The organism is Desertivirga brevis (assembly GCF_017355835.1).
This window is the reverse complement of the sequence record NZ_JAFEWF010000013.1, coordinates 22,490-37,679: the sequence shown is the minus strand read 5'-3', so window position 1 is coordinate 37,679 and position 15,190 is coordinate 22,490. Positions and strand designations below refer to the sequence as shown.

17 protein-coding genes are annotated in these 15,190 nt (G+C 40.6%); 14 read left to right on the top strand and 3 right to left on the bottom strand.

Features of this window, described 5'->3' with window-relative positions:
- Positions 1 to 40: 40 nt before the first annotated feature.
- The 11 genes from rplM to J4N25_RS24145 all read left to right on the top strand — a co-directional run bounded on the left by rplM (position 41) and on the right by J4N25_RS24145 (position 9,181).
- Positions 41 to 484, top strand: a complete 444-nt coding sequence (rplM, locus tag J4N25_RS24195; RefSeq protein WP_207424475.1) for a 50S ribosomal protein L13 — start codon at positions 41 to 43, stop codon at positions 482 to 484.
- Between the two features lie 16 nt (positions 485 to 500).
- Positions 501 to 887 carry a 30S ribosomal protein S9 gene (gene rpsI / locus J4N25_RS24190; RefSeq protein WP_207424474.1) on the top strand — a complete coding sequence of 129 codons (387 nt, stop codon included), beginning with the start codon at positions 501 to 503 and terminating at the stop codon, positions 885 to 887.
- A gap of 18 nt (positions 888 to 905) precedes the next feature.
- Positions 906 to 1,715 (top strand): 30S ribosomal protein S2, encoded by an 810-nt coding sequence (gene rpsB / locus J4N25_RS24185; RefSeq protein WP_207424473.1) that lies wholly within the window; start codon positions 906 to 908, stop codon positions 1,713 to 1,715.
- Positions 1,716 to 1,849: 134 nt separating this feature from the next.
- Entirely contained in the window at positions 1,850 to 2,689 is an 840-nt protein-coding gene (gene tsf / locus J4N25_RS24180; protein ID WP_207424472.1) for a translation elongation factor Ts, read from the top strand.
- 162 nt (positions 2,690 to 2,851) lie between these two features.
- Positions 2,852 to 3,559: a UMP kinase gene (pyrH, locus tag J4N25_RS24175; protein ID WP_207424471.1), complete on the top strand. Its 708-nt coding sequence runs from the start codon at positions 2,852 to 2,854 to the stop codon at positions 3,557 to 3,559.
- A gap of 50 nt (positions 3,560 to 3,609) precedes the next feature.
- Positions 3,610 to 4,173, top strand: coding sequence for a ribosome recycling factor (gene frr, locus J4N25_RS24170; protein WP_207424470.1), 564 nt, complete (start codon positions 3,610 to 3,612; stop codon positions 4,171 to 4,173).
- Between the two features lie 139 nt (positions 4,174 to 4,312).
- Complete coding sequence (locus J4N25_RS24165) at positions 4,313 to 6,067, top strand: ABC transporter ATP-binding protein (protein WP_207424469.1); 1,755 nt, start codon at positions 4,313 to 4,315, stop codon at positions 6,065 to 6,067.
- Positions 6,068 to 6,073: 6 nt separating this feature from the next.
- Positions 6,074 to 6,301, top strand: coding sequence for a PLDc N-terminal domain-containing protein (locus J4N25_RS24160; RefSeq protein ID WP_207424468.1), 228 nt, complete (start codon positions 6,074 to 6,076; stop codon positions 6,299 to 6,301).
- 3 nt (positions 6,302 to 6,304) lie between these two features.
- Positions 6,305 to 7,693: a DNA repair protein RadA gene (gene radA / locus J4N25_RS24155; RefSeq protein WP_207424467.1), complete on the top strand. Its 1,389-nt coding sequence runs from the start codon at positions 6,305 to 6,307 to the stop codon at positions 7,691 to 7,693.
- 79 nt (positions 7,694 to 7,772) lie between these two features.
- Positions 7,773 to 7,943: a Uma2 family endonuclease gene (locus J4N25_RS24150; protein WP_207424466.1), complete on the top strand. Its 171-nt coding sequence runs from the start codon at positions 7,773 to 7,775 to the stop codon at positions 7,941 to 7,943.
- Between the two features lie 50 nt (positions 7,944 to 7,993).
- Positions 7,994 to 9,181 carry a class I SAM-dependent rRNA methyltransferase gene (locus tag J4N25_RS24145; RefSeq protein ID WP_207424465.1) on the top strand — a complete coding sequence of 396 codons (1,188 nt, stop codon included), beginning with the start codon at positions 7,994 to 7,996 and terminating at the stop codon, positions 9,179 to 9,181.
- On the opposite strand, the gene J4N25_RS24140 is transcribed toward J4N25_RS24145, so the two are convergent.
- Positions 9,182 to 9,889 carry an SAM-dependent methyltransferase gene (locus tag J4N25_RS24140; protein WP_207424464.1) on the bottom strand — a complete coding sequence of 236 codons (708 nt, stop codon included), beginning with the start codon at positions 9,887 to 9,889 and terminating at the stop codon, positions 9,182 to 9,184.
- A gap of 186 nt (positions 9,890 to 10,075) precedes the next feature.
- Between J4N25_RS24140 and J4N25_RS24135 the strand changes: the two genes are divergently transcribed.
- The 3 genes from J4N25_RS24135 to J4N25_RS24125 all read left to right on the top strand — a co-directional run bounded on the left by J4N25_RS24135 (position 10,076) and on the right by J4N25_RS24125 (position 12,283).
- The gene (locus J4N25_RS24135) at positions 10,076 to 10,792 is read left to right on the top strand and encodes a hypothetical protein (protein WP_207424463.1); all 717 of its coding nucleotides are present in this window, start codon (positions 10,076 to 10,078) and stop codon (positions 10,790 to 10,792) included.
- A gap of 172 nt (positions 10,793 to 10,964) precedes the next feature.
- Positions 10,965 to 11,729 (top strand): threonine/serine exporter family protein, encoded by a 765-nt coding sequence (locus J4N25_RS24130; protein ID WP_207424462.1) that lies wholly within the window; start codon positions 10,965 to 10,967, stop codon positions 11,727 to 11,729.
- Positions 11,730 to 11,779: 50 nt separating this feature from the next.
- Entirely contained in the window at positions 11,780 to 12,283 is a 504-nt protein-coding gene (locus J4N25_RS24125) for a threonine/serine exporter family protein (protein ID WP_207424461.1), read from the top strand.
- Positions 12,284 to 12,333: 50 nt separating this feature from the next.
- Here the strand turns inward: J4N25_RS24125 and J4N25_RS24120 are convergent, their stop codons facing one another.
- Both J4N25_RS24120 and argH read right to left on the bottom strand, forming a co-directional pair.
- The gene (locus J4N25_RS24120) at positions 12,334 to 13,590 is read right to left on the bottom strand and encodes a pyridoxal phosphate-dependent aminotransferase (RefSeq protein ID WP_207424460.1); all 1,257 of its coding nucleotides are present in this window, start codon (positions 13,588 to 13,590) and stop codon (positions 12,334 to 12,336) included.
- 190 nt (positions 13,591 to 13,780) lie between these two features.
- Entirely contained in the window at positions 13,781 to 15,112 is a 1,332-nt protein-coding gene (gene argH, locus J4N25_RS24115) for an argininosuccinate lyase (protein WP_207424459.1), read from the bottom strand.
- Positions 15,113 to 15,190 lie beyond the last annotated feature (78 nt).

The following is a 15,190-nucleotide window of genomic DNA, read 5'->3' as shown; positions in this document are numbered from 1 at the left end:
GGGGTATACAAAATTGTTTAATTAATTTAATTTCAAGCAAGTGAATACGTTAAGTTACAAAACTGTCTCTGCCAACAAAAAGACCGTTAACAAAGAATGGGTAGTTGTTGACGCACAGGGCGAGATTTTGGGGCGCTTGTCTTCTAAGATCGCAATGATCATAAGAGGAAAACACAAGCCTACATTCACCCCAAACGTAGACTGCGGTGATAACGTGATCGTTATTAATGCAGACAAGGTTAAACTAACCGGTAACAAACTAGGCGACAAAGTTTATGTTCGTTACACAGGTTATCCAGGTGGTCAGCGTTTCGTTTCTCCAAAAGAGTTGCTAGCTAAGCATCCTCAAAGAATCATCGAGAAAGCTGTTCGTGGTATGTTGCCTAAAAATCGTTTAGGTCGTGCCTTGTTCGGTAATCTTCATGTTTACGCAGGAAGCGAGCATCCTCATGCAGCACAAAATCCAAAAGCAATCAAACTTTAATTAAGGAGAAAAAGAAATGTCAACTACTAACACTTCAGGCAGAAGAAAAACTGCAGTTGCTCGTATCTACTTAACTGATGGTAGCGGCAACATTACCGTAAATGGTAAAGACTACAAAGAATACTTCCCTACTTTGCCTCTTCAGTACATTGTTAACCAATCTATCGAAGTTTCTGGTAACAATAGCAAATTTGATGTAAATGTTAATGTTGCTGGTGGTGGTGTAAAAGGACAAGCGGAAGCTGTTCGTTTAGCTATTGCAAAAGCAATCGTTGAATTAAACCCTGAATCGAAATCAGGATTAAGAGCTAAAGGGTTAATGACCCGTGATGACAGAATGGTTGAGCGTAAAAAACCAGGACGTAGAAAAGCTCGTCGTAGATTTCAATTTAGTAAACGTTAATTTAAGGAGGACCAAACAATGGCTAGAGCAACATATCAGGAATTATTGGATGCAGGTGTACACTTCGGTCACCTTACCCGTAAATGGGATCCGAAAATGTCTCAGTACATTTTCATGGAGCGTAATGGCATCCACATTATAGATTTAAATAAAACTTTAACGAAATTGGAAGAAGCTGCTGCAGCTATCAAACAAATCGTTAAATCAGGTCGCAAAGTATTATTCGTAGCTACTAAAAAGCAAGCTAAGGATATCGTTGCGGCTCAGGCAAAATCAGTAAACATGCCTTTCGTAACCGAGCGTTGGTTAGGTGGTATGTTAACTAACTTTGCAACTGTTCGTAAGTCAATCAAAAAGATGTCTAACATCGACAAGATGACTAAAGACGGTACTTTTGATGTTCTTTCTAAGAAAGAGAAATTAATGATCCAGCGTGAGCGTATTAAATTAGAAACACTACTTGGTGGTATTTCTGATCTTAACCGTCTTCCTGCAGCATTATTTATCGTTGACGTTAAGAAAGAGCATATCGCTGTTACTGAAGCTTTAAAGTTAAACGTACCTACTTTTGCAATGGTAGATACTAACTCTGATCCTTCAAACATCGACTTCCCTATCCCAGCTAACGACGATGCTACTAAATCAATTCAATTGATCACTGATATCATTGTAAAAGCTATTCAGGAAGGTCTTGACGAGCGTAAACGCGAGAAAGAAGACGAAGCTGAAAAAGAAGCAGCATCAGCAAAAGCTAAGATTGACAACGGAGGTGAAGCACGTCCTGAGCCAAAAGTAGTTGCTGAAGCAGGCGAAGGTTCCGCTGAGTAAGCAGTGTCTCAGGCTCGCCAAAAGGTGAGTGCGGCAAAGTTTACTATCCCTTAACAAGGATATTATTTTAAATAACATAATTTATCAAGCCTTCGCCTTAAGGCGGAGGCTTTGAAATTTAAACTAAAAAAGAAATGTCTACAGTACAAATTTCTGCATCAGACGTAAACAAACTGCGCCAGCAAACAGGTGCAGGTATGATGGATTGCAAAAAAGCTTTAATCGAAGCTAATGGTGATTTTGAAGCTGCTATCGACTACCTTCGTAAGAAAGGTGCTAAAGTAGCTGCAAGCCGTCAGGACCGTGAGTCTAACGAAGGTGTTGTTATCGCTAAAACTACAGCTGATGGCAAACGTGGTATTGTTGTTGAAGTTAACTGCGAAACTGACTTCGTAGCTAAGAATGCTGATTTTATCGCTTTCGCTAATAGCATTGCTGATTTAGCAATTGAGCAGAACCCAGCTTCTGTAGATGATCTTACTGCACTTGATTTAAATGGATCTAAACTTTCTGATCTTATCTTAGATCAAACTGGTAAAATCGGAGAGAAGATCGGTGTTTCTAAATTCGAGACTGTATCAGGTGAAAAAGTAATCGCTTACATCCATGGTAACTACCGTCTAGGAGTATTAGTAGCTCTAACTGCTGATGCTGCTGGCGCTGAAGAGGCTGGTAAAGACGTAGCAATGCAAATTGCTGCAATGAACCCGGTTGCTATCGACAAGGGTGATGTTGATTCACGTACAATTGAGCGTGAACTTGAGATCGCTAAAGAGCAGATCCGTGCTGAAGGTAAACCAGAAGAAATGGTTGAGAAAATTGCCCAAGGTAAATTGAACAAATTCTACAAAGAATCAACTTTATTGAATCAGGAATTCGTTAAAGATTCTTCTAAGTCAATTGCTCAGTTCCTTGACGGAGTTTCTAAAGGCTTGACTGTAACTGCCTTTAAACGCGTACAATTAGGCGCATAATATGATTAAATTCCTGGCGTTATTGCCGTGATTTAAAGATAAACGGAAATCCTCACCCTAAATTGGTGGGGATTTTCTGTTTCTGCCACTTAAATCTTCCAAATCTTCAATCCTCCGTCTTCAATCCGAACTTTTTGCTATTTTTGGCAAATTTCTCTATTAATGAAGTACAAGCGTATCCTTTTAAAACTTAGCGGTGAATCTTTAATGGGCGACAAGCAATACGGTATAGATAGCGACCGTGTGCTGCAGTATGCCAAAGACATTAAAGCTGTTCACGATCAAGGAATTGAAATAGCAATCGTAATTGGCGGAGGAAATATTTTCCGTGGTTTAAGTGCAGAAAAATCTGGCATGGATCGTGTTCAAGCTGATTATATGGGTATGCTTGCCACAGTTATTAACTCAATGGCTCTACAAGATGCTCTTGAAAAATTAAGCGTGAAAACACGGTTAATGACAGCAATTAAAATGGAGCAGATCTGTGAACCCTTTATTCGCAGAAGGGCGGTTCGACATCTGGAGAAGGCTCGTATTGTAATATTTGGTGCGGGAACTGGTAATCCATACTTTACTACCGATACTTGTGCCTCTTTAAGAGCGATTGAGGTTCAGGCGGATGTTGTATTAAAGGGAACTCGTGTAGATGGTATTTATACTGCTGATCCGGAGAAGGATCCTTCTGCTACGCGGTATGATGAAATTTCCTTCCAGGAAGTTTACGACAAAAATCTAAACGTAATGGATATGACGGCGTTTACACTGTGCCAGGAGAACAAACTTCCAATTATTGTATTCGATATGAATAAGCCTGGTAACTTTATGCGTATTGCCAATGGCGAGCATATAGGTACTTTGGTAAAGGGATAATAAAACATTGTGTAAAGAATTTTTAGTTTTGCCAAAATTAGAATAACAATATGAACGACCTTATAAAAAAGCAACTTAATGATGCTAAAGGCTTAATGGATAAAGCTGTTGCTCATACTGAATCAGAATTGATTAAAATTCGGGCAGGAAAAGCGAGTCCGGCTATGCTTGATTCAGTAGTAGTGGAATACTATGGCTCTCCAACTCCTTTAAGTGGAGTAGCAAGTGTTAACACTCCTGATCCTCGCACCATTGTGGTTCAACCTTGGGAAAAATCAATTCTGAGTGCTATTGAGAAAGCTATAATTGATTCAAACGTTGGTTTAAATCCTCAGAATGATGGCTCTGTTATTCGTTTAAATGTTCCTCCTCTTACGGAAGAGCGTCGTAGAGACCTGGTTAAAAGGGTGAAGGAAGAGGCTGAAAGGGGTAAAGTGGCAATTAGAAATATCCGCAAGGATGCTAATGCTAAGATCCAAAAACTAAAGTCTGAAGGTGTTTCTGAAGATGAAATTAAAGTAGGTGAAGCTGAAGTACAAAAGCTAACTGACAGCTATATCGTCAAAGTAGACAAGCATGCTGAGGTTAAGGAGAAAGATATTATGACGGTTTAGGATTTAATCTTAAAGTCAAATTGAAGGGAATGAATATTTAAACTCATTCCCTTTTTTATTTTTGTTCTAAGCGGTGCTGCGAGCAAATCTTTGGCCTTAGTAGCTCAATCTACTCACTGCTGCTATCTAATTCTAATTCATGAAACTACTCATCAAGTATTTAAGCAAGCATAGAGGCGTGGTTATTCTAGCCTTGTTCCTTGCTGCAATAAATCAAGGTTTTTCTTTGCTGGATCCCTATATAACAGGTCGTATTGTAGATGGCTTTATCGAAAAGAAAGACCATCTGGACCGCTCTGTATATGTTTCCGGAGTTCTTAAATGGGTGGGATTGGGAATCGGAGCCGCAATGGTATCAAGAATAGCAAAGAACTTCCAGGATTATTTTACTAATATTATTATTCAAAAGGTGGGTGCGAAGATGTATGCAGATGGCCTTGAGCATTCCCTTCAACTTCCCTACCAGGTGTTTGAGGATCAACGAAGCGGAGAGACTCTGGGCATCCTTCAAAAGGTAAGACAAGATTCCGAGAAGTTCATCACTTCCTTTATAAGCGTTCTTTTCGTAAGCATTATAGGAATGGTGTTTGTAATTGGCTACTCTCTGTCTGTAAGCTATAAGGTAACCTTGGTATATATAGCCTCAATACCGGTAATAGCTATTGTTAGCTTGCTACTAAGCAGAAAGATTAAAACTATACAAAAGAAGATAGTTGGTGAAACAACGGCTTTAGCTGGTTCGACTACAGAATCATTGCGGAATATAGAGCTGGTGAAGAGTTTGGGTTTAGCTGATCAGGAAATCAAGCGTCTAAATAATACTACCTATAAGATACTTGGACTTGAGCTTAAGAAAGTAAAGTATGTTAGAAGTATGAGCTTTGTCCAGGGAACAACCGTTAATTTGGTAAGAAGTACGATGGTTGTTGTCCTTCTGATCCTGATATTTGACAATGCGATCTCTCCTGGGCAATATTTTTCCTTTTTATTCTATTCATTTTTCCTCTTCGGCCCACTGCAAGAACTTGGAAATGTTATCCTAACGTGGAGAGAAGCGGAAGTATCGCTTAATAATTTTAAGGCTATCCTTGATACTCCTCTTGACCTTAAGCCGGAGAAGCCGGAGCACCTTAGTTTTGTTAATGAATTCAGCTTTTCTGATGTTAGTTTTAAACACCGCACTGCAAAGAGAAATGCTTTGACAAATATTTCTTTTGATGCGACAAAAGGAGAGACAATCGCATTTGTCGGACCGTCAGGTTCTGGTAAAACAACACTTGTTAAATTGTTGGTAGGACTTTATCAGCCTCAGCAAGGTCAGATATTATATAACAACATCCCTTCTTCAGAAATTGATCTTGACGAGTTGCGTGAGAAAATTGGTTTTGTAACTCAGGATACCCAGTTGTTTTCAGGAACAATTAGGGAGAACTTATTATTTGTGCGCCCTGGTGCTACCAACGAAGAGTGTATGCAGGTACTGTATAAGGCGGCATGTCATAATTTATTAGCGCGGGCGGATAAAGGTTTGGACACCGTGATCGGAGAGGGAGGTGTTAAAGTTTCAGGTGGAGAGAAGCAGCGATTATCAATCGCGAGAGCATTGCTACGCAAGCCGAATATCCTTGTGTTTGACGAAGCAACTTCTGCGCTGGATTCAATAACGGAAGAGGAAATCACAAAAACGATTCGAGACGTTTCGAATATGAGTAATCATATCACTATTCTCATTGCGCATCGGCTTTCGACGATAATGCATGCCGACAAGATTTTCGTGCTGGAAAAAGGCGAGATCATTGAGTCAGGCAAACATGGAGAGCTCATTGAAGAAAAAGGCCTTTATTACGCCATGTGGAGACAACAGATCGGGGAAAAGTTATCATTGCAGGATTAATTGAAAATGGATATTATACTGTTATTTAAAATTGGATTTCCTGAGCTGGTACTGATAGGCTTCTTTGGTATAATACCCTTAGGCTTGATGCTCTTTAGTCTCGTAGACGTAATTAAAGGCAGGTTTGAGAATAGCACAATACGAACGATCTGGATACTTTTAATTCTTTTCCTTCCAATTCTAGGTTCACTTCTTTATTTGCTTGTTGGAAGGACCAAGAAGATCAATATTTAAGGAATGGCAAAAACTAAGTCCGCATATTTCTGCCAAAGTTGTGGCTACGAATCTCCCAAATGGCTAGGGAAGTGTCCTGCCTGTTCACAATGGAATTCCTTCGTCGAAGAAGTGATCCAAAAGAACAATGCCAGTGTTCCTGATTGGAAAGCAACTAACGTATCTGGTGGGAACTCCCGCGTTACAAAGCCTTCACTCATCAGTGAGATTGTTTATCAGGAGGAATCCCGGTTGGTGACCCCGGACCTAGAGTTGAACAGAGTTTTGGGGGGAGGAATTGTGCCTGGCTCCCTTGTACTTATTGGAGGTGAACCGGGTATAGGAAAATCGACCCTTATGCTTCAGGTTGCTTTGAGCCTGCCTAGTATGAAAGTTCTGTATGTTTCAGGTGAAGAAAGTGAGCATCAGATCAAGATGCGTGCAGAGCGCCTTTCTCCTCCTTCTGGAGTTGGGAGTGCTTATATTTTAACAGAGACCTCAACACAAAATATTTTTAAACAGATCGAACAACTCGAGCCGGATATTGTGGTGATTGACTCTATCCAAACTCTTCATTCTGCTCATATCGAGTCTACGCCAGGTAGTGTTTCCCAGGTGCGTGAGTGTACAGCCGAGCTTTTACGTTTTGCTAAGGAAACTTCTACTCCCGTTTTCCTTATAGGGCACATTACTAAGGATGGTACAATTGCGGGACCTAAGATATTGGAACACATGGTCGATACGGTTCTTCAATTTGAGGGGGACAGGCATCATGTCTATAGGATCCTCAGAGCAGTGAAGAATCGTTTTGGTTCGTCATCTGAACTTGGGATTTACGAAATGCAGGGAACGGGCCTGAGAGAGGTGTCTAACCCTTCAGAGATACTCCTGTCGCAGCGAGATGAAGAGTTAAGCGGAATCACAATTTCGGCGATGCTCGAAGGAGCAAGACCTATGTTGATCGAAACCCAAGCCCTGGTTAGTCCTTCTGCTTATGGTACCCCCCAACGCTCTGCTACCGGGTTTGATACCAAGCGCATGAACATGTTGCTGGCTGTACTTGAAAAGCGCTGTGGCTTTAGGTTAAGCGCGAAGGACGTTTTCCTGAATATTGCGGGCGGATTAAGAGTAGAAGATCCCGCTGTTGATCTTGGTATAGTTGCTGCAATTATTTCTTCCCATGAAGATATTTCGATATCTTCTAAGGTCTGCTTCGCTGCGGAGGTCGGTTTATCTGGAGAGATCAGAGCAGTTAATCGTATCGAGCAAAGAATTGCAGAGGCACAGAAATTGGGTTTTGAAGAGATCTATATATCTAAGTATAATCAAAAAGGCTTAGATCTGAAAAGATACGATATTGGGATAAAAAGTGTGTCTAAGATAGAGGAAGTATTCGGGTCTTTGTTCGGCTAGTATTTTGAAGTGACTGCTATTTCTGAAGGTTCCTTTTTTACCAGAGCGTAAAATTGCATTTTTGGAATAAGAAGCCGGAGTGAAAGAGTACTGGATCGTTTCTCCTCAGGATAAAACCTTCCTCAAGTACACCTTAAGCGAAGAAGAAAAGTTTGTTCCATCCCGACTTCTTACTATTGGGGACGTAGTTCCCACTCCTCTTCTGCCAGGCTTCCAACTGGATCTTGAAGAAGTATTTAAAGACCTTTAATAGCTAAATAATTCTTTCAAGGCCTCAAATGTTATCCTTACTTTTGACGGATGTTTACAGTTCGCTTAAAGAAGGGAAAAGATAAGGCAGTTCGCCAGTTACATCCATGGGTGTTTTCAGGAGCAGTAGATTTTGTAAAAGGAAAGCCTGAAAACGGCGATCTTGTTACTGTAACAGATATTTCCGGTGATTTTCTTGCCTATGGGTTTTACAATAAAGAAAGCCGGGTCGCTGTAAGATTGCTTGAATGGAACAAGGACGTAGAATTAAACGAAGATTGGTGGAGACTGCGAATCCAAAAGGCGGTTGGTGCCCGTAGATCTATCCTTGAGTCTGGCAATACGAACGCCTGTCGCTTAATCTTTAGTGAAGCTGATTATCTTCCAGGACTTATCGTCGATAAATATGCTGAATACCTTTCTGTGCAGATCCTTACTTCTGGAGTCGAAAAGGTAAAAGATGTAATTATTTCAGAACTTTCTGCATTGTTAAACCCTAAAGGTATTTTTGATAGAAGTGACGCTGGTGCCCGTGCTCACGAAGGCATGGAAGCATCACATGGGGTACTGTTTGGTGAAGTTCCACCTGAATTTGTCGAGGTATTTGAAAATGGTATCAAATATCATATAAATATAGCGGAAGGTCAGAAATCTGGCTTCTTTTGTGATCAAAGGGATAACAGGAGGATTGTAGCAGAGCATGCAGCGGGGAAACGAGTGCTAGATTGCTTCTCTTATTCGGGAGGATTCACTCTAAATGCACTTAAACAAGGTGCTGCTGAAGTAATGAGTGTAGACAGTTCTGCTCTGGCTATTGATACATTAAAGCAGAATATTGAACTTAATCAATTTGGGAAAGCAAAACATACGGCTGTGCAGTCGGATGTTAACAAGCAATTGCGTTTACTTAAAGAGAACGACGAGAAGTTTGATATTATCATCCTTGATCCACCTAAATACGCACCTTCCCGTTCAACCTTAGATAAAGCTTCCAGAGCATATAAAGATCTGAATCGTATTGGAATGTTGTTATTAAATAGCGGTGGTCTACTTGCTACTTTCTCCTGTTCGGGGGCGGTTGATATTGCCCACTTCAAACAAATTCTGGCTTGGGCCGCTTTAGACGCGGGAAAAGAGATCCAGTTTATTTATCAGTTTTGTCAGCCAGAAGACCACCCTGTAAGGGCATCTTTTCCTGAAGGTGAATATCTGAAAGGATTACTTTGCCGGGTGATTTAATTATCGATATAAAAGAAATATAGCAGGTTTCTTGTGGAAATCTGCTTTTTGTTTCCTCCACAGTTCGATCGACTGTGAAATGATCTGTTCATCTTCTCCGGTGAGGTTTACTCCGACACATAGTTTCGTTTTAGCCGAGCAGGTTTTAAGTAATTCTTCCAGCATCTGGTTATTTCGAAAGGGAGTCTCAATAAAGATCTGCGTCTGATCCAGGCGCTGAGAGTTTAGCTCCAATTCCTTGATTTTTTTTGAACGTTGTACCTTATCTATAGGTAGATAACCATGGAAGGTGAAACTTTGTCCGCTAAACCCAGATCCCATCAAGGCCAGCAGTATAGAACTCGGCCCTACCATTGGAGCGACCTTTATCTTCCTACGATGAGCTTCTGCAACAATCTCCGATCCCGGATCGGCAACTGCGGGACATCCGGCCTCACTCATTAATCCAACGTCAACTCCCGCTTCCAGTTCTTTGAAGTAGGTGCTGATGTCGTTTTTTTCAGAATGTTTACCGTATACATGAATCGACAATTCACTTTGAGGCGTATGTAAATTCATGCTTTTTAACCAGTATCTGGCGGTTTTCTCGTTCTCTACTATATAGGTACGGATGTTGTTTATTATTTCCTGCTGGTAAGTAGTAAGCACCTTGTTGGCCGAATTATCAGCAAGAGGCACTGGAATTAGAAAGAGGGTTCCTGTTGGCATCGTTGCAAATTTGAGTTTTTTTATTTATTATTAGTTGTGATTATATAAGGATTACACAGATTTATAAAAGGATTACACTGATTTGAATTGATTACATATACCTAACTTTCTTTGCGTGATCAAACTATCGGTGTAATCATAGTTAATCAGTGTAAACATAGTTAATCAGTTTAATCTTAGTAAAATATGAAGTCTTTAAGCGTTAACTGGTTCATCGAAGGTTCTCTTGATTTTGAGTTTAAGAAATATCAGTTGCTGGCGTATCTTCAGCAGATCAACCATCATTTTAATAAAACAAAACTTTACCCTGATCTGAACGACTTAATCTTTCATTACAACAACCTTATGCGTTTCAAGGAAAATAAGTCTGCTTTGCAGAGAGCTTTTCCTGAACGATTGACTAATGCAGATATCGAAGCGGTGAAACTTACTTATGAGAAAATGGTAAAGGATGATTCTCTAATGCTGGAAATAGAGAGCATTATCAGCTTTTCTTTAGGTAAGATGGATCCTGCTCTTAAGGAAGGTCGTGAAATTTATGAGTTCGTTGAAAGCCGTCTGAAGATTGAGCCGATTGGCGTTGTTCCTCTTTATCCTTATCACGGATATTTGCTGCTGCGCAATGGGGATGAACGAAGCACGGAGGTTTATGAATATCAGGTAACAATTTTTGAAAATCACGACGAGAAATACAGAGGAATCAACACTTCATTCGTGTCTAGCTTTGAACGGAATTTTATCTATACGCCTGAAGCTATCCGGAAGGAGCTTATTCATATCCGTCGTGAAGTGCCTAATCCAGCAGTTTATCATGTAGAGACGGATATCACGTTTCCCTTGGAACAAACGCTTCTACCGCTGGCAAAGCGGAGCTTAGTGAAGCATATCTCAACTGCTGCATAAATGAGATTAAAGCGGATTACAGAAGCCGTTGCTTATTTAAGCAATGGCTTTTCTTTTGCCACCTTATCAGGTATTATAGAGACAAAAGTCTTTTACATCTGTGACATCAGTCAATTTTCTTTTAACTGTAGTAATTTAACTTTGTTCAGCTTTAGGATAAGGCAAAATCAAAATGACCGAACATCATACCGATACAGAAGTAAAAGAACTTGGGGCGACCTTGCTAAACATCGGGGCTCTGCTGATGGTATCAGGAGCGAGCACGGCCCGCATTCGTAACACGATCACCCGTATTGCTACATCCTTTGGATATAATGCTGATATGCTTATCTCCCAACGAACTCTGATGCTTAGCTTATATGACGAAGACAACAATTACTTCTTCAATAGCCTAAAAAGAACTTCACCTCACGGAGTTAATTTTAGGGTTCTATCTGGGATAAGCAGGATGAGCTGGCAAGTATTGGACGAAAAGTGGACAGTTAAACAGATCAATGAAGAAGTTGACAGACTTGTTACCTTGCCCCATTACAGGCGTCTGCTGGTGCTGGCTCTTGTGGGTCTTGCAGGATCTTCCTTCTGCAGGGTAGCTGGAGGAGACGCTATTGATATGCTGGTTGTTTTTATAGCAACATTTTCCGGGCTTTTTGTCCGTCAGCAATCCTTGAAGAAGGGATTTAACCCATATATGTGCATTTATTTTGCCTCGTTCACTGCTTCGTTTATAGCGGGGCCTTTAGTTCGTTTTGGTACAGGGCATTTTCAGGAACATGCTTTTGCTACCTCCGTTCTATTTTTAATACCAGGAGTGCCCTTGATCAACTCTTTTTCAGACATGATTGAAGGTAATTCTCAGAACGGCTTAATAAGAGGCTTAAACGGGTTTATCATTTCATTCGCTATTGCTTTGGGCATGCTTACCTCAATGCTGATATAGTGAAATAAGATCACCTGCTGTAAACTTCAATCGTAAATTAAATATTAGTTATGGAATGGCTGTTACTATTAGAAAAAGGAATTTGGTTCGGACTTGCTGCCATCGGCTTTGGAGTGCTTTTTAATGTCCCTAAGAGGACCTTGTTGCCTATTTATATTATGGCTGCCATTGGAGGTTTGTTCAAGGTCTTTTTGATCCACTTTGAGATAAATGTAATTCTCTCAACTTTTGTGGGAGCAACAGCTATTGGCTTCCTGAGTATTTGGTTTGCCCATGTGAGGCATGCTCCGCCGCCTGTTTTTGCTATTCCGGCGGTTATTCCTATGGTTCCTGGTATTTTCGCCTATCGAATGATGCTAGGATTAATGCATCTTTCTGGTAAGATCGATCCTAATACCTTCAATCATATTTTATCAGAGACCGTAAATAATGGGTTGAAAGTAATGTTTATTCTTATGGCTTTGGCAGGCGGGGTTGGTGTACCATTATTGATCACAAGGAAGGAATCTGCCAAGGAGATTAAAATTAAAAGGATAGGTTTTCCGAGAGCTTAAAGAAATACCCCTTTCAGAAGTATCACCTGCTGAAAAGGGTATGATAGAACTTAACTAAGCTTGCTTAGCGCTTCCTTTATGCGCGGGATCATTAAAGCAATCTCATCCGTTGAACATGCACCTACAGATGCCCGGAACCAATTAACTTCATGTCCGGTACCAAATGCTGAAAACGGTACCAGGGCTACTTTAGCTTCTTTAATCAAATAGAAGTTGATGTCTGAACTATCTTGGAGAACAGTTCCGTCAGGTGAAGTCTTACCTGTATAGTCAAGCTTTAGGGTTAGGTAAATTGCTCCCATTGGCTCTATTGCATCTACTGCAAAACCTTCTGCTTTTAACTCCTGGAAACCTTTGTACAAGGTATCCAGACTGGCCTGAATGCGTTTTTTGAAAGTAGTCAGGTATTGTGCTACAGCTTCTCCATCATTAAGATAATTTGCCATGGCCACTTGTTCAGGCTTTGGAGCCCAAGCACCCATATGGCCAACGATAGAACGCATTTTATCAATTACATGAGCTGGTCCAAATCCCCATCCCACACGTACACCTGTTGCTGCAAAACATTTCGAGGCACCATCGATATAAATAACGTAATCCTTGATTTCAGGACGAAGACTAACAGGGTCTACATGTTGGTGACTTCCGAAAGTCAACATTGCATAGATCTGATCATAAAGAATATATAGAGGTTTCTCTCCGGACTGGCGATTTTTGTTTTCTTCCAGCACGAGGTCGCAGATCTCTTCCAGATTTTCTTTTCCGAACATAGTCCCGGTAGGATTCAATGGAGAGCAAAGCGCAAGTAAGGTAGCTCCGGAAATATAAGGACGAAGATCTTCCGCTGTTGGCATAAAGTTATTCTCTGCCTTTGTTGGCACTGCAATTCCTTTCGCTGAAGTCAGATCACAGTAGTGATTGTTATTCCAAGAAGGTGCCGGAAAAATAACAGTATCTCCAGGGTCGATCAAAGCCAAATAGGTAGCATAAATAATAGGACGGGAACCACTGGAGATCAGGATCTCATTTGTCCCTAGCTCCAATCCGAATTGCTTCTGCATAAAGGCACTAACGCTCTCTCGCAAGGTAAGAATACCGTCTGCCGGAGGATAATTTGTTTGATGATGATCGTAAGCCTCTTTAATTCCGTTAGTCAATTCTCCCGGAATGGGGAAAAGCGAAGCATCAAAGTCGCCTATGGTAAGATTAGCTATTTGCTGACCTTGTTTTTTTAATTCATTTATTTCGCCTGCGATCTTGATGATCTCAGAGCCTTTTAAGTGTTGTGCTAAACGGGATACTGGCATTTGATTACTGTTTTCTGCAAATTTTCAAGCTTATTTAGCTAGGTTGAATAGAGCCAAATATACGGTGGTTTAAGCTAAGCTGATTATAATTATGTGGATATTAAAGGATAATAGGGCTGGATACTTCGCTCTGTAACAAAACAAGGGTAAAAGTTGGCGCTTTTACCCTCGTACATTTTTTATTAAGCCTTTATTTAATTAATTCCTGAATAGCAGCTTCTACCTTCGCAAAGTTGAAACCCTTAAGTGTATGATTAAACATATCAGTGATCTGTTGATTACAAAGGTTTCCCAGACTACCTTCGTGAGTATGTTCTACTTTCTCAGGAGCCTTAAATTCACCCTTTTCAATCTCATATCCTACCTTTTTATAGGCTTCCCTAAACGGCACTCCCTTCAGAACTTCTTCGTTCACTGCTTCTACACTAAACAAATAAAGGTATTTCTCATCCTTCAGGATCTCATCTTTAACGTTAATGTTTTGAAGCATAAAAGTAGCCATTTCAAGACATTCGTTCAAAGACTGGAATGCCGGGAAAAGATTCTCTTTCAACAGTTGTAAATCGCGATGATAACCAGAAGGAAGATTGGTCGTCATTAAAGCAATTTCATTTGGCAAAGCCTGGATCTTATTGCAGCGGGAACGCATTAACTCAAAAACATCAGGGTTCTTCTTATGTGGCATTATACTCGAACCGGTGGTGAGCTCATCAGGGAAACTGATAAAACCGAAGTTCTGATTAATGAACAGTGTTACATCCATAGAGAACTTGGCTAAAGTTGCAGCAATAGAAGACATAGCTTGTGCAAGAATCCTCTCGGTCTTTCCTCTACCCATCTGTGCATAAACCACGTTGTAATTCAGCGTATCAAAACCTAATAGGTTGGTGGTCATCGTACGATTTAATGGGAATGAAGAACCGTATCCTGCCGCTGATCCAAGAGGATTTTTATTACAAACTTTCCAGGCGGCCAGCATAAGCTCAAGATCGTCCACCAGACTTTCTGCATAGGCACCGAACCATAGGCCGAAAGAAGATGGCATAGCGATCTGAAGGTGCGTATAGCCAGGAAGTAATTTATTCTTATGCTCTTCGCTAAGGGAGATCAGTTGATTGAAAAGTGTTTCAGTATTTTCAACAGTTCTTTGGATCTGACTTCTAAAGTACAGCTTAAGGTCGACGAGAACCTGATCGTTACGGGAACGGCCACTATGTATCTTTTTACCAGCATCACCAATTCTCTGAGTAAGCAGTAGCTCAACTTGCGAGTGAACGTCTTCTACCCCATCTTCAATAAGGAATTCGCCTGCTTCAATTTCTTTATAGATATTTTTCAGTTCTTTTTGAACGACTTCTAAATCTGCACCACTAAGCAGATCAATACTTTCAAGCATGCGAGTATGAGCAAGGGAACCAAGCACATCGAATGCCGCCATTTCTGCATCAAGTTCCCTGTCTTTTCCTACAGTGAAGGTCTCTACTGATTTCTCTACTTGTTTATCTTTTTGCCAAAGTTTCATTTGGATTTACGATTTACGATTTACGATTTACGATTTACGATTGGCTTTCAATCGCCATTTCTGCATCAAGTTCCCTGT

Excerpts from the sequence above, each read along its gene's own strand:
- rpsI (WP_207424474.1), top strand. The coding sequence starts at position 501 with ATGTCAACTACTAACACTTCAGGCAGAAGAAAAACTGCAGTTGCTCGT.
- rpsB (WP_207424473.1), top strand. The coding sequence starts at position 906 with ATGGCTAGAGCAACATATCAGGAATTATTGGATGCAGGTGTACACTTC.
- tsf (WP_207424472.1), top strand. The coding sequence starts at position 1,850 with ATGTCTACAGTACAAATTTCTGCATCAGACGTAAACAAACTGCGCCAG.
- pyrH (WP_207424471.1), top strand. The coding sequence starts at position 2,852 with ATGAAGTACAAGCGTATCCTTTTAAAACTTAGCGGTGAATCTTTAATG.
- frr (WP_207424470.1), top strand. The coding sequence starts at position 3,610 with ATGAACGACCTTATAAAAAAGCAACTTAATGATGCTAAAGGCTTAATG.
- J4N25_RS24165 (WP_207424469.1), top strand. The coding sequence starts at position 4,313 with ATGAAACTACTCATCAAGTATTTAAGCAAGCATAGAGGCGTGGTTATT.
- J4N25_RS24160 (WP_207424468.1), top strand. The coding sequence starts at position 6,074 with ATGGATATTATACTGTTATTTAAAATTGGATTTCCTGAGCTGGTACTG.
- radA (WP_207424467.1), top strand. The coding sequence starts at position 6,305 with ATGGCAAAAACTAAGTCCGCATATTTCTGCCAAAGTTGTGGCTACGAA.
- J4N25_RS24145 (WP_207424465.1), top strand. The coding sequence starts at position 7,994 with ATGTTTACAGTTCGCTTAAAGAAGGGAAAAGATAAGGCAGTTCGCCAG.
- J4N25_RS24140 (WP_207424464.1), bottom strand. The coding sequence starts at position 9,889 with ATGCCAACAGGAACCCTCTTTCTAATTCCAGTGCCTCTTGCTGATAAT.
- J4N25_RS24135 (WP_207424463.1), top strand. The coding sequence starts at position 10,076 with ATGAAGTCTTTAAGCGTTAACTGGTTCATCGAAGGTTCTCTTGATTTT.
- J4N25_RS24130 (WP_207424462.1), top strand. The coding sequence starts at position 10,965 with ATGACCGAACATCATACCGATACAGAAGTAAAAGAACTTGGGGCGACC.
- J4N25_RS24125 (WP_207424461.1), top strand. The coding sequence starts at position 11,780 with ATGGAATGGCTGTTACTATTAGAAAAAGGAATTTGGTTCGGACTTGCT.
- J4N25_RS24120 (WP_207424460.1), bottom strand. The coding sequence starts at position 13,590 with ATGCCAGTATCCCGTTTAGCACAACACTTAAAAGGCTCTGAGATCATC.
- argH (WP_207424459.1), bottom strand. The coding sequence starts at position 15,112 with ATGAAACTTTGGCAAAAAGATAAACAAGTAGAGAAATCAGTAGAGACC.